Here is a 14,322-nt window from a genome sequence, read left to right on the forward strand (position 1 = left end):
GGGGGTGGGGGTTAGGCCAGGCGGGCGGCCTGGACGGCTTCCGCCGTCACCTCGGTCAGGCGGTCGGTGGGGAGGGCGCCCAGTTCGTCGCGGGCGAACCAGCGGGCCTCGCAGGTGGAGCCGCCGACGTCGGCGACGGTGGGCGGGGCCGGCTTGTCGACCACGACTCGGTAGAAGGCGCGGACGCCGTGCCAGTCGATCGGGTAGCCCTCCGGGCCGAGGGAGGCGGCGTCCCGGTGGCTGGCCACGCCGAGCAGCTCGACGAGGCGGCCGGTCTGCCCGGTCTCCTCGACCAGCTCCCGGATCAGGGCGGCACCGGGCTGCTCGCCGTAGTCGGTGCCGCCGCCGGGCAGGTGCCAGCAGCCCGCGCCCGGGTAGCCGTCGGAGACCCGGGTGAGCAGCACCCGGTCGTCCGGGTCGGTCACCACCGCGTACGCGGCGAAGCGCTGGGCCCGGTGCAGCCCGTCGGGGCCGGGCACCGCGTAGAAGGAGGGGAACTCCGGTGCCTCGTCCGGGACGATGTCGGCGGACGAGGCGGGCAGCCCCAGGGCGCGCGCGGTGAACGACCGCAGCGGCAGCTCACGGGCCTCCTCCGGGGTGAACCAGCGGGCCAGGTCGGTCGGCCGTTCGACCCGGTCGGTGAGCGTCCCGCCCCGGACCGAGACCTCGTAGATCAGGCGGTCGGTGTGGATGGTGATGCCCCGCTCCGGCAGCGCCCGCATGTCGGCGAGCACGTCGTGCAGGCCGGCGACGGTGACGGAGAGGCCGGTCTCGGCGGCGGTCTCCCGGACGACGGTGTGGTGCGGGTCCTCACCGTGGTCGACCGCGCCCCCGGGCAGCGACCAGGTGCCGGGAGTGCCGGAGCGCTCTGATGCGCGGACCAGCAACACTCGGCCGACTGAATCAGCACAAACTGCGTATGCCGCGATTTTGCGGAGCGGCTCCAGCATGGTGGTCACGGGGCCAAATTCTCCCCGGCGCGGGTTACCTCCATCGAAAAGAGTCAGATTCCTGACTCAATACTCGCGGGTCAGGGGCAGGTCAGGGTAGGGATCCGGGCGGTCACCGAGGCCGTCCCGGCCGCCGGCACGGACCGTGGAGGCATGACACACACCGCCCCCACCCAGCCCCCGTACAAGCAACTCCGTCGCCCCGTCACGGACCGGATGGTCGCCGGGGTGGCCAGCGGCCTCGGCCGCTACTTCGCCGTCGACCCCACCCTGGTCCGGGTCGTCTTCGCGGTCACCGGCCTGCTGACCGGCGGCCTCGCGCTGCTGGCGTACCCGGTCATGTGGTTCCTGATGCCCGAGGAGCCCGCCGGCGCGCCCGCCTGGCCGCACCCGGCGCCGACCGCCGGCGCACAGCCGGCACCGACGGCCCCGCAGCCGGCACCGACGCCCTACCCACCGACCCACCCACCGGCGGCGTGATCCGTGGTCACTCCCACTCGATCGTGCCCGGCGGCTTGCTCGTCACGTCCAGCACCACCCGGTTGACCTCGGCGACCTCGTTGGTGATCCGGGTGGAGATCCGGGCGACCAACTCGTAGGGCAGCCGGGACCAGTCGGCGGTCATCGCGTCCTCGCTGGAGACCGGCCGCAGCACCACGGGGTGCCCGTAGCTGCGGCCGTCACCCTGCACCCCGACGCTGCGCACGTCGGCCAGCAGCACGACCGGGAACTGCCAGACGCCCCGGTCCAGGCCGGCGGCGGACAACTCCTCACGGGCGATCAGGTCGGCCTTGCGCAGCAGGTCGAGCCGCTCCCGGTCGACCGCGCCGATGATCCGGATGGCCAGGCCGGGGCCCGGGAACGGGTGCCGCCAGACCATCGCCTCGGGCAGCCCCAACTGGAGACCGAGCGTCCGGACCTCGTCCTTGAACAGCGTGCGCAGCGGCTCGACCAGGGCGAACTTCAGGTCCTCGGGCAGGCCGCCGACGTTGTGGTGGCTCTTGATGTTGGCCGTGCCGGTGCCGCCGCCGGATTCCACCACGTCGGGGTAGAGGGTGCCCTGGACGAGGAACTCGACGTCGCCGTGGGCGGCGATCTCCCGCGCGGCGGCCTCGAAGACCCGGATGAACTCCCGACCGATGATCTTGCGCTTCTGCTCCGGGTCGGTCATCCCGGCCAGCGCGTCGAGGAACCGCTCCTGCGCGTCGACCACTTTCAGCTTGATGCCGGTGGCGGCCACGTAGTCCTTCTCCACCTGCTCGGCCTCGCCCGCGCGCAGCAGCCCGTGGTCGACGAAGACGCAGGTGAGCTGGTCGCCGACGGCCCGGTGCACCAGTGCGGCGGCCACGGCCGAGTCGACCCCGCCGCTCAGGCCGCAGATGACCTCCTTGTCGCCGACCTGTTCGCGGATCCGGGCGACCTGCTCGTCGATGATGTTCTCGGCCGTCCAGGTCGGCTCGATGCCCGCGATGTCGTAGAGGAAGCGGGTGAGCATCTCCTGGCCGTGCGCGGTGTGCCCGACCTCCGGGTGGAACTGCACGCCGGCCCGGCGCCCGACCAGGTCCTCGAACGCGGCCACCGGCGCGCCCGCCGACTCGGCGGTGACCGTGAAGCCCGCCGGGGCCTCGGTCACGCAGTCGCCGTGGCTCATCCAGACCGGCAGGTCGGCCGGCAGGTCGCGGAGCAGCACGCCGGGGTCGAGAAGGCGGGGGCGCAGCGGGGTGCCGCCGTACTCGCGGTTGCCGGTGCGGGCCACCGTGCCGCCGAGCGCCTGGGCCATCGCCTGGAAGCCGTAGCAGATGCCGAAGACCGGCACCCCGGCGGAGAACATGCCGGCGTCGATCTGCGGGGCGCCCGGGGCGTAGACGCTGGACGGACCGCCCGACAGGATGATCGCGGCGGGGTCCTTCGCCAGCATCTCGGCGACCGGCATCGAGTGCGGCACGATCTCCGAGTAGACCTTCGCCTCCCGCACCCGGCGCGCGATGAGCTGGGCGTACTGGGCTCCGAAGTCCACCACGAGGACGGGACGAGGCGTGCTCATGTGCAGAAAGCCTACCCACCCTCCCCCCTGACTCCCCGCCACACCCCGCCCCTGCCCCCTCGCCACTCCCCGATTCCCGCGATCTTGCACTTGTCGCCCCGACAAAAAGCACGAAGACGACATATCAGGGGCCGAAAGTGCAAGATCGCCGAGGTCGCAGGGGGCGGGGCGGGGGGCGGGGGGCGAGGGCGGGGGTTAGGGGCGGAGGGTGGCGGGGGCGTGGGGTGGGACGGCGGGGTGGTGGGGAAGGACGGGGGGTAGGCGGGTGTACTCGGAGTTCAGGGGTGGTCTCGGGTCCTCATCGCCCTTGTTGGGCCAGAAGGACATCGCGCGTTCCGCCTGGGCGGTGATGGTCAGCGACGGGTTCACCCCGAGGTTCGCCGAGACCGCCGCCCCGTCGACCACGTGCAGCCCCGGGTGGCCGTAGACCCGGTGCCACGGGTCGATCACGCCGTCGGCGGGGGTGGCGCCGATCACCGCGCCGCCGAGGATGTGGGCGGTCATCGGGATGTCGAACGGTTCGGTCAGCGCCCCGCCCGGCGTGCCCCCGATCTCCTCGGCCAGCAGCCGGACCGCGTGGTTGCCGGCCGGGATCCAGGTCGGGTTGGGCGCCCCGTGCCCCGGGCCGGAGACCAGGTGCCGGCCGAACGGGCCGCGCCGGAGCCGGGTGGTCAAGGAGTTGTCCACCGACTGCATGACCAGGGCGATGACCGTCCGCTCCGACCAGCCCCGGACGGACAGCAGCCGGGCCGCCGCGCCGGGCTGCCGCAGCAGGGTCCCCAGCCAGCGGCGCACCCGGTGCGGCCCGCCGTCGACCAGCAGCGACTGGAGCAGCCCCATCGCGTTCGAGCCCCGCCCGTAGCGGACCGGCTCGACGTGGGTCTGCGGGTCCGGGTGGAACGAGCTGGTGATCGCCACGCCCTCGGTGAAGTCGAGGCCGTCGGCGCGGGCCCGCCGGCGGGGCACCGAGGCGCCGAGGATCGCCTCCGAGTTGGTCCGGGTCAGCTCGCCGAGGCGGGGCGAGAGCCCGGGCAGCGCCCCCTCGGCCCGCATGGCGTGCAGCAGCCGCTGGGTGCCGAGCGCGCCGGCCGCGAAGACCACCTGGTCGGCGTGGATCACCTGCCGGCGGGCCCGGAGCCAGGCGCCGGTACGCACGGTGTGCACCGCGTACCCGCCGCCGTCGGCCGGGCGCACGGCGGTGACCGTGGTCAGCGGGTGCACCCGGGCGCCCACCCGCTCGGCCAGCCAGAGGTAGTTCTTGACGAGGGTGTTCTTCGCGCCGTGCCGGCAGCCGGTCATGCAGGCGCCGCAGTGCGTACAGCCGGTGCGTTCCGGCCCGGCCCCGCCGAAGTACGGGTCGGCGGCGCGCTCGCCGGGGCGGCCGATGAACACGCCGACCGGGGTCGCGTGGTGGGTGTGCCCCACCCCCATCCGGTCGGCCACCGCCCGCATCGCCCGGTCCGCCCGGGTGACGGCCGGGTACGTGGTGACGCCCAGCATCCGCTTCGCCTGGTCGAAGTGGCGGGCCAACTCGTCGCGCCAGTCGGTGACGTCGCGCCACTGCGGATCGGCGTAGAAGGCGTCCAGCGGCTCGTAGAGGGTGTTCGCGTAGACCAGCGAGCCGCCGCCGACCCCGGCGCCGGAGAGCACCAGCACGCCGCCGCCGGCCCTCCGGTCGGCCGGGCGCAGCAGGGTGAGCCGCTGGAGGCCGTAGCAGCCGAGGCGGGGCGCCCACAGGAACCGCCGCAGCCGCCAGGAGGTCTGCGGGAACTCGTGGTCGGCGAACCGTCGCCCGGCCTCCAGCACCCCCACCGAGTAGCCCTTCTCGGCCAGCCGCAGCGCGGTGACGCTGCCGCCGAAGCCGGACCCGATGACGACCACGTCGTACCGCATGGACGAATCATTACCGCCCGGTAGCCATCGCGCCAGCACCCGTTTCGCGCGATCATGCTCCCGGTCCGCCGATCCGGAGGCACTCGCCCGCAACTCGGGGCCCCCGTCGGGACGTTGTCATCACGGGGGTGTCGCATGGCTCAGCGCACAGGGGCGCAGCGCCCACGGTGGGTACTGGGGCTGGCCGCCCTCGCGGCGGTGGCCCTGATGGCCGTGGGCGCCCTGGTGGTCACCCGGCTCGTCGGCGACGACGGGCCGCGGCGCGCGGTCGGGCCGGCGGGCGCCATCGGGACCCCGACGGCGAGCCCCACCCCGAGCCCGACCGTCCCGCCGGGCGCCGGGATCACCGGCCCGCTCAACCTCCTGCTCGTCGGGGTGGACACCAGGGTCAGCGTGCCGGGCTGGGAGCCGCACGGCGACGCCGTACTGGTGCTGCACGTGCCCCGGGGCCTCGACCGGGCGTACCTCTTCTCCCTCCCCCGCGACCTGCTCGTCGACATCCCGGCCTTCCCGAAGGCCGGCTACCGCGGCGGGAAGACCAAGCTCACCCACGCGATGAGCTACGGCAGCCGGGTGCCCGGCAAGCCCAAGGAGCCGAGCGCCGCCCAGGGGTACGAACTGCTGCGCAGCACCGTCAGCGGCTACACCGGGCTGCGCTTCGACGCCGGCGCCGTGATCACCTTCAACGGCTTCGACAAGCTGGTGGACACCCTCGGCGGGGTGGATCTCTACGTCGACCAGCGGGTGGTCTCGCTGCACCGCCGGCCCGACGGCCGGCACCGGGAGCCCGCGCCGGGCGGCGGGGGCTACACGGGCCCGCAGATGGTGTACGAGAAGGGCGAGCGGCACCTCACCGGCTGGCAGGCGCTGGACTACGCCCGGCAGCGCTACACCACCGGCGGCGACTACGCCCGGCAGCGCCACCAGCAGCAGCTCGTCAAAGCGCTGGCGACCAAGATCCTCGACGAGGACCTGGCCCGGCAGCCGGACCGCGTGCAGCAGGTGGTGGACGCGCTCGGCGACACCCTGATCTACGCGGGCGGGCCGCGCGTCGTGGACGTCGCGTACGCCCTCGGCGGGCTGCGGCCGGACCGGTTCACGCTTGTCGGCCTGCCCGGCGCGGGGGTGGGCCAGGGCAGCGCCTACCGGGGCGAGCAGCTCACGCCGACCGGCCGGAAGTTCCTCACCGAGCTGCGCGCCGGGCGGGCGGACGCCTACCTCGCCGCCCACCCGGAGCTGCGCGTCAAGCGCTGAGCGCCGTCACAGCCGCTCGGGACGGGCGGGGCGCCGCGTGCCGTGCAGCCACGCCTCGAACAGCTCGTCGAGCTGCTTGCCGGAGACCCGTTCCGTCAGCGCGACGAACTCGGCGGTGGTCGCGTTGGCGTCGCGCTTCTGCGTCGCCCAGGTCTTGAGGATCTCGAAGAACGCCTTGTCGCCGACGGCCACCCGCAGCGCGTGCACGGTCATCGCGCCGCGCTGGTAGACCGACTCGCTGAACAGCTTCTCCGCCCCCGGGTCGCCCGGCGGCGTCCGCCAGACCTGGCCGGGCGATCCGGTGTACCGGGCGTCGAACTCCTGCCCGGCGGTGCGCCCGCCGTCGTGCTCGGCCCAGAGCCACTCGGCGTACGTGGCGAGCCCCTCGTTGAGCCAGATGTCCTGCCACCGCGCCACCGACACGCTGTTGCCGAACCACTGGTGTGCCAGCTCGTGGGCGACCACCCCGGTGTTCTCGCCCCGGGAGAAGAAGCTCGCGGCGTAGACCGGGCGGCTCTGCGTCTCCAGGGCGTACCGGATCCGCGGGTCGGAGATCACCACACCTCCGTACGCCCCGAACGGATACGGCCCGAAGACGCTCTCCAGGTAGTCCGACACCTCGACCGTGTCGGCGATCGACCGGTCCGCCGCGCCCTCCGGCAGGTCGGTGGTGACCGCGTGGAACACCGGCCGTCCCCTGTGCTCGCCCCTGGTGATCCGGAACTCGCCGATCACCACCATGCTCAGGTAGCTCGCCATCGGGTTGCGCTCGGACCACTTCCAGGTGGTCCAGCCGCCGGCCGTGCTCTTTCCCCCGGGCACGCCGTTGCTGACCGCCGTCAGCCCGTCCGGCACGGTGATCTCGAAGTCGTAGGTGGCCTTGTCCGAGGGGTGGTCGTTCACCGGGAACCAGGTGCTCGCCGACTCGGGCTGGCCGAGCGCGATCGCGCCGTCGTCGGTGTGCAGGAAGCCGCCGAGGCCGAGGGCCTCGTTGCGCAGCGGCTCCGGCTCGCCCTCGTACGTGATCTCGGCGGCGAAGCCGTTGCCCGCGATCAGGCCGCTGGCCGGCGTGATCGTCAGCTCGTCGCCCTTGCGGCGGTGCTTCGCCGGGGCGCCGTCGACCGTCACCGACCGCACGGTCAGCCCGGCCAGGTCCAGGTTGAACGCGGACAGGTCGGTGGTCGCCGCCGCCCGCACGGTGGTGGTGCCCGCGAGCCGGTCCTTCGCCGGGTCGTAGCGCACCTTGACGGTGTAGGCGATGACGTCGTACCCGCCGTTGCCGTACGTCGGGAAGTACGCGTCGCCGGCGCCGGGCGCCCCGAGGATGAACTGGCGGGGTGTCTCCGGCCCTGTGGTGGCCGCAGCCGGGGCCGCGTCCTCGGCGGACCCGCATCCGGCCAGTCCGAGCGTCCCGGCCAGCAGCAGGCCGGCGCCCGCGCACAGCATCCGCCGCGACAGCGTCATCGCCTCGTCCCTCCCCTGGGTCGCGGGTCGCCGAACCGGCGGCCCGTGGCGGATCCGCGCCCGGTCGGTGCCCGCTCCCGGCGGGTGCGCGGGTGCGGCGGCCGGGCCGGGCCGGTGGTGCGGCGCCGGGATCCGGCGGCAGCCTACCGAGCGCCGGGGAGGCCCGCGTCAGGGCAGGGCGGGGGCGGTCCCGCCGACGAGCCAGGCGTCGAAGAGCGGGCGTAGGGGCTTGCCGGCGACCTGCTCGGCCAGCGCGACCAGGTCCTCGGTGGTGGCGTTGCCGTCGCGCCGCTGCGCGGTCCACGTCCGCAGGATCTGGAAGAACGTGTCGTCGCCGACCGTCCGGCGCAGCGCGTGCACGGCGAGCGCGCCGCGCTTGTAGACGGCCGTGCCGAACAACCTGGACCGTCCGGGGTCGACGGACGGCCGGGACCAGTCGGTGCCGGCGTACTCCAGCTCGAAGTTGCGCTGCGCGGTGCGGCCGCCGTCGTGCTCCTCCCACAGCCACTCCGCGTAGCTGGCGAAGCCCTCGTTGAGCCAGATGTCGCTCCACCGGCTCAGCGCCACGCTGTTGCCGAACCACTGGTGCGCCAGCTCGTGCGCGACCACGTTCGGGTTGGGTCGCCCGCCCCGGAAGAAGCCGGGCCCGTAGACCGGCCGGGACTGGGTCTCCAGCGCGTAGCCGATCCGGCCGTCGGTGACCACGACGCCGCCGTAGGAGTCGAACGGGTACGGCCCGAACCGGCTGGCCAGGAAGTCCGCGATCTCGCCGGTGCGGGCGAGCGAGGCGGCCTCCGGCCCGGTCTCGGGCAGGCTCGCCGGCACCGCCGTGACCATCGGCTTGCCGGCGTGCGTGCCGGTCCGCACCCGGTAGTCGCCGATCACCAGCGTGGTCAGGTAGCTGGCCATCGGCGACCGCTCCGCCCACCGCCACGTCGTCCAGCCGCCGGCGCTGGTCCGCTCCCCCGGCACCCCGTTGCTCAACGCGGCCAGCCCGTCCGGGACGGTCGCCTCGATGTCGTACGTGGCCTTGTCGGACGGGTGGTCGTTGACCGGGAACCAGCTGGCCGCCGACCAGGGCTGGCCGAGCGCGACCGCGCCGTCGGCGGTGTGCAGGAAGCCGCCGCTGCCGAGTTGGCCGTCGGTCCGGGCGACCGGCACCCCGCCATAGTCCACCTCGACGGTGAACCGGGTGCCCCCGGAGCGGCCACCGGACGGGGTGACCAGCAGTTCGTCACCGTCGCGGGCGAATCCGGTTGGCTTCCCGTCGACGGTCACCCGCGACACGTCCAGCCCGGCGAGGTCGAGGTTGAACCGGGACAGCCCGGTGGTCGCGGTGGCGGTGATCGCGGCCCGCCCGGAGAGCCGGTCGGTGGCCGGGTCGTACCGGACGGCGAGCCGGTAGGACGCGACGTCGTAGCCGCCGTTGCCGGCCCCCGGCGCGTACGGGTCGGCGAGGTCGGCCGCGCCCGGCCGGAGGCCGTCCCGCCGCTCGCCGTCCGTGCAGGCCGTGAACACCAGGGCGGCCACCAGGGCCACGCCCAGGGCCGGCCGGATCCGACCAGGATTGCGGGCCATCCGCCGAGCCTAGGACATGTACGGCCGGACGGTCCGCTGATCGGCGGCCCGGCCGGCCGGCGCCCTCGGCGTCATGCCGGGGCCGGGCACGGATCGGGCCGGCCGGCTACGGGCGGCTGCTGGAGACCGGAGCGGTCGGCCGAGCGGCACCCGCCCGGGCTCCGGCACGTGCCGGAGCCCGGGCGACCGGTCAGCGGTCGAGGACCAGGCCGACCTTCTGGAACTCCTTGAGATCGCGGTAGCCGCACTTGGCCATTGCCCGGCGTAGCCCGCCGAAGAGGTTGAGCTGGCCGTCCGGCTCGTCGGCCGGACCGAAGAGCAACTGCTCCATCGAGCCGAGCGGCTCGCCAGCGGCCTCGAACGCGCCCCGGGGCAGCGACGGGTGGCTGGCGGCGGAGTGCCACCAGGCGCCCCCGGCCGGCGCCTCCGCGCAGAGCGACAGCGGCTCGCCGAGCATCACCGCGTCCGCGCCGCAGCCGAGCGCCTTGGCGATGTCGCCCGAGGTCTGGATGTCGCCGTCGGCGATCAGGTGCACGTACCGGCCGCCGGTCTCGTCGAGGTAGTCCCGGCGGGCCGCCGCCGCGTCGGCGATCGCGGTCGCCATCGGCACCCGGATACCCAGCACCGACTCGGTGGTGGACCACTCGTCGCCGCCGATGCCGACGATCACGCCGGCCGCGCCCGTCCGCATCAGGTGCAGCGCGGTCTTGTAGTCGGTGCAGCCGCCGACGATGACCGGGAGGTCGAGGTCGGCGATGAACTCCTTGAGGTTGAGCGGCTCGTCGGTGGTCGAGACGTGCTCGGCGGAGACGATGGTGCCCTGGATGACCAGGATGTCCACGCCGGCGTCGAGGATCACCGGGGCCAGCGCCAGGGTGTGCTGCGGGGAGACCCGCACCGCCACCGTGCCGCCGCCCGCGCGCAGCTCGCGGACCCGCTCGGCGATCAGGTCGGGGCGGATCGGCTCCGCGTACACCTCCTGGAGCCGCTTGGTGGCGCGGGCGTCCTCGCCGAGCCCGGCCAGCTCCTCCAGCACCTTGGCCGGGTTCTCGTAGCGGGTCCAGAGGCCCTCGACGTTGAGCACGCCGAGACCGCCGTGCTGGCCGAGCCGGACGGCGGACGCCGGGCTCATCGTCGCGTCCGAGGGGTGCCCGACACAGGGGATGCCGAACTGGTAGGCGTCGAGCTGCCAGGCGGTCGAGACGTCGTCGACGTCCCGCGTCCGGCGGCTCGGCACGATGGCGATGTCGTCCAGGTGGTAACCGCGCTGCGCGGTCTTGCCCAGCCCGATCTCGACCACGTCACGCATGGGGGACTCCAGGTGGTTGGGGGTGGTGGGTCAGCGGGTGTGGTAGTTGGGCGCCTCGACGGTCATCTGGATGTCGTGCGGGTGGCTCTCCTTGAGCCCCGCCGCCGTGATCCGGATGAGCTGGCCCCGGCTGTGCAGCTCGGGGATGCTCTCCGCGCCGGCGTACCCCATGGCGAGCCGCAGGCCACCGACCAGCTGGTGGGCCACCCGGGCCAGCGGACCCCGGTACGGCACCTGACCCTCGACGCCCTCGGGGACCAGCTTCTCGTCGCTGGTCACGTCCTGCTGGAAGTAGCGGTCCTTCGAGTAGGACTTGGCCTGGCCCCGGGACTGCATGGCGCCGAGCGAGCCCATCCCCCGGTACGCCTTGAACTGCTTGCCGTTGACGAAGATCAGCTCACCGGGGCTCTCCTCGCAGCCGGCCAGCAGGCTGCCGAGCATCACCGTGTCGGCGCCGGCGACGAGCGCCTTGGCGATGTCGCCCGAGTACTGGACGCCGCCGTCGCCGATCACCGGCACGCCGGCCGGTCGGGCGGCCCGGGCCGCCTCCATGATCGCGGTGATCTGCGGTACGCCGACGCCGGCGACGATCCGGGTGGTGCAGATCGCACCCGGGCCGACCCCGACCTTGACCCCGTCGGCACCCGCCTCGACCAGGGCCCTGGCCCCGGCGTACGTGGCGATGTTGCCGCCGACGACGTCGACGCCCACGTCCCTCTTGAGCCGGGCGACCATGTCCAGCACGGCCCGCTGGTGGCCGTGCGCGGTGTCCACGATCAGCACGTCCACGCCCGCGTCGACAAGCGCCCGGGCCCGCTTGTAGGAGTCCTCGCCGACACCGATCGCGGCGGCGACGCGAAGCCGGCCGGCGTCGTCCTTGGTCGCGTTCGGATACTGCTCGCTCTTGGTGAAGTCCTTGACGGTGATCAGCCCGCGCAGCCGGCCCGAGTCGTCGACGATCGGCAGCTTCTCGACCTTGTGCTGGCGCAGCAGGCCCAGGGCGTCGTCCTTGCTCACCCCGACCGGGGCGGTGATCAGGGGGGTACGCGTCATGATGTCGCGGACGGGGGTGTCCGGGTCGGTGACGAAGCGCATGTCCCGGTTGGTGACGATGCCGACCAACTGGCCCTCGCCGTCCACCACCGGCACACCGGAGATCCGGTAGCGGCCGCAGAGCGAGTCGACGTCGCGGAGGGTGTCGTCGGGGCTGGCGGTGACCGGGTTGGTGATCATGCCGGACTCGGAGCGCTTCACCAGGTCGACCTGGAGGGCCTGGTCCTCCACCGAGAGGTTGCGGTGCAGCACGCCGATGCCGCCCTGACGGGCCATGGCGATGGCCATCCGGGCCTCGGTCACCGTGTCCATCGCGCTGGACAGCAGCGGGATCGAGAGGCTGATGTTGCGGGTCAGCTTCGTCACGGTGTTGACCCGGCTGGGCACCACGTCCGACTCGCCCGGCTGGAGCAGCACGTCGTCGAAGGTCAGCCCGAGCGGAACCACCCGGGCGGAGCCCGCGGGCAGCTCCGGCAGGTGGCCGCCCAGCTCGCCGCTGTCGGCGCCGGCCGGAAGATCGGTGCTGGGCGAAAATTCCACGATTGCTCCCCTGAGCTGCTCGGATGGGCTTCAGCGAGGTGGCGCGGGCGGGCACCGGCACACGCCGGGTGACGGGCGCGTCGTCCCATCGTACCCACCGACCTGGGCTGCTTCCGGGCGGTGGCGGCGCAGGTCACCAGCGGCCGGGGGCGCACGCGAGGATGGCGTTGGGTCTACGGTGAGGGGGTGCACGACGAGCCCATCGACCCCTTCAACGGCGACCCGGCCGATCCGGCCGCCGGCCTGCACGATCCGAGCGACGCCCCGCTCGACCCGCTGACCGACGTCGAGCGGCAGGACGTGCTGGAGGATCTCGCCGACCTGGAGATCTACCAGGCGCTGCTGGCGCCGATCGGGGTGCGCGGGCTGGTCATCGAGTGCGAGGACTGCCGGGAGCCACACTACTTCGACTGGGACCTGCTGCGGGGCAACCTGCGGCACCTGCTCAGCTCGGGCCGCCCCCGGGTGCACGAGCCGGCCTACGATCCCGACCCGGACCACTACGTCACCTGGGACTACGCGCGGGGCTACGCCGACGGGGTGCACGACACCCTGACCGAGGGCACCGACGAGGGCGCCGCCGAGGAGCCCGGCTCCGCCCGCTGACGCCGGTCGCAGTCGGTTCAGGGCGCGCGACCCACGGGCGAGTCGTCGAAGCCTGCGGTTCAGGCCACCAGGCCGGCGCGGAAGCCGGCCGCCACCGCGTGTGCGCGGTCGCGGGCGCCGAGCTTGCGGAACAGCCGCCGGGCGTGGGTCTTCACCGTGTCCTCCGAGACGAACAGCTCCCGGCCGATCTCGGCGTTGCTCTTGCCCTCCGCCATGCCCAGCAGCACCTGGAGTTCCCGTTCGGTGAGCCCGATGGCGGACCGGCCGGTGCGCGCGCCGGACCCGCCCCGCCGCCCGGGGGGCGCGGCCTCCGCCGGTTCGTCGGCGGGCTCGGCCGGGTCGTCACCGCGCTGCGCCGGCACCACCGTGGGGGCGCCGGCCGTCCCGTCGGCGGACGTCGCCGACCAGGTGGAACCCTGTTCGCCCGGTGGCCGGCCGCCGGGGGTGGTGCGGGCCGGGCCACCGACGGCCGCGGTGTCCCGGGCGGGGTCGGCCACCCGCCGCTGGGCCGCCCGGCCGGGCCCGGAGAGCAGCAGCAGCGCCTTCGCCACCGCGCTGGTCAGATCCTGGTCGACGCCCTGGATGAGGCCCCGGGCACCCGCGCTGATGGTGGCGGCGGCCGCCTCCGACTCCTCGGTGCCGAGCAGCAGCACGGAGGCCTGCGGCGCGCGGGCGAGCACCCGGCGGACGAAGCCGGCGCTGTCCGGCCGGGTGAGCGCGGTGTCCGCCAGCACCACGTCGGCCGGCCGCTCCGCCAGACGCAACATCACCTCGGGATCGGAGACGGCCGTCCGCACCACGGCGGACAAGCCGAGCCGGGCCGCCGCGGATGCCAGATGCTGCGCCGCGAGCGGTGTCCGAACGCACACGAGAACCGTACGCACAGTGGTCTCCTCTCCGTCCACGAGCAGACCATGACCGGGTCGGGTCGCGAGGGGGTTCCGGGCAATCCTTCGAACTTTTCCGACAAGTGGGGCATATACCGCTAGTTGCCGGAAGTTTTCGATCACAGGTGTGTGAGCCGGCGACGGCCCGGGTAGGAGGTGTTCAGGCCGGAAACGGCGCGCCTGCGCGGACCGTCGCCCGGACGCCGATTCACATGGATCTGCGCGGTGCCGCGCGGGAGGAGGGGTGCTGATGTCGAACGTACGCAGACTGCCCGGACCCATCGTCGACCTCTGGGACTGGCAGCGGCTCGGTGCCTGCCGGGGGCGGGACAGCGCCCAGTTCTTCCACCCGGACGGCGAGCGCGGCTCGTCACGCCTGCGGCGGGAGTCCGGCGCCAAGTCCGTCTGCCGGGCCTGCCCCGTCCGGGCCGAGTGCGCCGCACACGCCCTCGCCGTCCGCGAGCCGTACGGCGTGTGGGGCGGCTTCAGTGAGTCGGAGCGGCTGCGGCTGCTCGCCGTCGGCTGGGAGGACCTGGCCGACCGCCGCCACAGCCGCGTCGACGTGGCCCGGCTGGAGGCCCGCCTGGGCCAGCCGCACCGGTCGACCGTCCCCGCTCAGCGCAAGATCGCCTGAGCCGACCGTCCAGAACCGCGTCGGTCGGCCCCCCGGCACAGCCAGGCCCGCCTGGAGCTGGCGGAGGCCGGCCGCCCCGATGCCGCCGCCCCTGCGGCCCCCCGGGTCGG

The 14,322-nt window shown here is 74.0% G+C and carries 12 protein-coding genes; 4 read left to right on the plus strand and 8 right to left on the minus strand.

Annotation, left to right across the window (positions count from 1 at the left end):
* Positions 1 to 11: 11 nt before the first annotated feature.
* Positions 12 to 959 (minus strand): NUDIX hydrolase, encoded by a 948-nt coding sequence (locus ABZ809_RS33095; RefSeq protein WP_357566589.1) that lies wholly within the window; start codon positions 957 to 959, stop codon positions 12 to 14.
* Positions 960 to 1,103: 144 nt separating this feature from the next.
* On the opposite strand from ABZ809_RS33095, the gene ABZ809_RS33100 reads away from it, so the two are divergent.
* The gene (locus ABZ809_RS33100; RefSeq protein WP_357566590.1) at positions 1,104 to 1,430 is read left to right on the plus strand and encodes a PspC domain-containing protein; all 327 of its coding nucleotides are present in this window, start codon (positions 1,104 to 1,106) and stop codon (positions 1,428 to 1,430) included.
* A gap of 7 nt (positions 1,431 to 1,437) precedes the next feature.
* On the opposite strand, the gene guaA is transcribed toward ABZ809_RS33100, so the two are convergent.
* Both guaA and ABZ809_RS33110 read right to left on the minus strand, forming a co-directional pair.
* Positions 1,438 to 2,994 carry a glutamine-hydrolyzing GMP synthase gene (gene guaA, locus ABZ809_RS33105; RefSeq protein WP_357566591.1) on the minus strand — a complete coding sequence of 519 codons (1,557 nt, stop codon included), beginning with the start codon at positions 2,992 to 2,994 and terminating at the stop codon, positions 1,438 to 1,440.
* 195 nt (positions 2,995 to 3,189) lie between these two features.
* On the minus strand, positions 3,190 to 4,887 hold the full coding sequence (locus ABZ809_RS33110) for a GMC family oxidoreductase (protein WP_357566592.1): 1,698 nt from the start codon (positions 4,885 to 4,887) through the stop codon (positions 3,190 to 3,192).
* A gap of 135 nt (positions 4,888 to 5,022) precedes the next feature.
* Here ABZ809_RS33110 and ABZ809_RS33115 point away from each other — a divergent pair, with 135 nt between their 5' ends.
* Positions 5,023 to 6,141: an LCP family protein gene (locus tag ABZ809_RS33115; RefSeq protein ID WP_357566593.1), complete on the plus strand. Its 1,119-nt coding sequence runs from the start codon at positions 5,023 to 5,025 to the stop codon at positions 6,139 to 6,141.
* A 6-nt stretch (positions 6,142 to 6,147) separates the two neighbouring features.
* Here ABZ809_RS33115 and ABZ809_RS33120 read toward each other — a convergent pair whose 3' ends face one another.
* From ABZ809_RS33120 to guaB, 4 genes are all read right to left on the minus strand, one after another.
* Positions 6,148 to 7,605, minus strand: coding sequence for a M1 family metallopeptidase (locus tag ABZ809_RS33120; RefSeq protein WP_357566594.1), 1,458 nt, complete (start codon positions 7,603 to 7,605; stop codon positions 6,148 to 6,150).
* A gap of 168 nt (positions 7,606 to 7,773) precedes the next feature.
* Complete coding sequence (locus ABZ809_RS33125; RefSeq protein WP_357566595.1) at positions 7,774 to 9,183, minus strand: M1 family metallopeptidase; 1,410 nt, start codon at positions 9,181 to 9,183, stop codon at positions 7,774 to 7,776.
* 190 nt (positions 9,184 to 9,373) lie between these two features.
* Positions 9,374 to 10,492 carry a GuaB3 family IMP dehydrogenase-related protein gene (locus ABZ809_RS33130; protein WP_357566596.1) on the minus strand — a complete coding sequence of 373 codons (1,119 nt, stop codon included), beginning with the start codon at positions 10,490 to 10,492 and terminating at the stop codon, positions 9,374 to 9,376.
* A 30-nt stretch (positions 10,493 to 10,522) separates the two neighbouring features.
* On the minus strand, positions 10,523 to 12,085 hold the full coding sequence (gene guaB / locus ABZ809_RS33135; protein WP_357566597.1) for an IMP dehydrogenase: 1,563 nt from the start codon (positions 12,083 to 12,085) through the stop codon (positions 10,523 to 10,525).
* A gap of 186 nt (positions 12,086 to 12,271) precedes the next feature.
* Between guaB and ABZ809_RS33140 the strand changes: the two genes are divergently transcribed.
* Complete coding sequence (locus ABZ809_RS33140) at positions 12,272 to 12,691, plus strand: DUF5319 domain-containing protein (RefSeq protein WP_357566598.1); 420 nt, start codon at positions 12,272 to 12,274, stop codon at positions 12,689 to 12,691.
* A gap of 59 nt (positions 12,692 to 12,750) precedes the next feature.
* Here the strand turns inward: ABZ809_RS33140 and ABZ809_RS33145 are convergent, their stop codons facing one another.
* Positions 12,751 to 13,575: a response regulator transcription factor gene (locus tag ABZ809_RS33145; RefSeq protein ID WP_357566599.1), complete on the minus strand. Its 825-nt coding sequence runs from the start codon at positions 13,573 to 13,575 to the stop codon at positions 12,751 to 12,753.
* A 253-nt stretch (positions 13,576 to 13,828) separates the two neighbouring features.
* Between ABZ809_RS33145 and ABZ809_RS33150 the strand changes: the two genes are divergently transcribed.
* Entirely contained in the window at positions 13,829 to 14,212 is a 384-nt protein-coding gene (locus ABZ809_RS33150; RefSeq protein ID WP_357566600.1) for a WhiB family transcriptional regulator, read from the plus strand.
* The last annotated feature ends 110 nt before the right edge of the window (positions 14,213 to 14,322 follow it).

This window comes from Micromonospora sp. NPDC047074 (assembly GCF_040643815.1).
In the GTDB taxonomy this organism is placed as follows: Bacteria; Actinomycetota; Actinomycetes; order Mycobacteriales; family Micromonosporaceae; genus Micromonospora.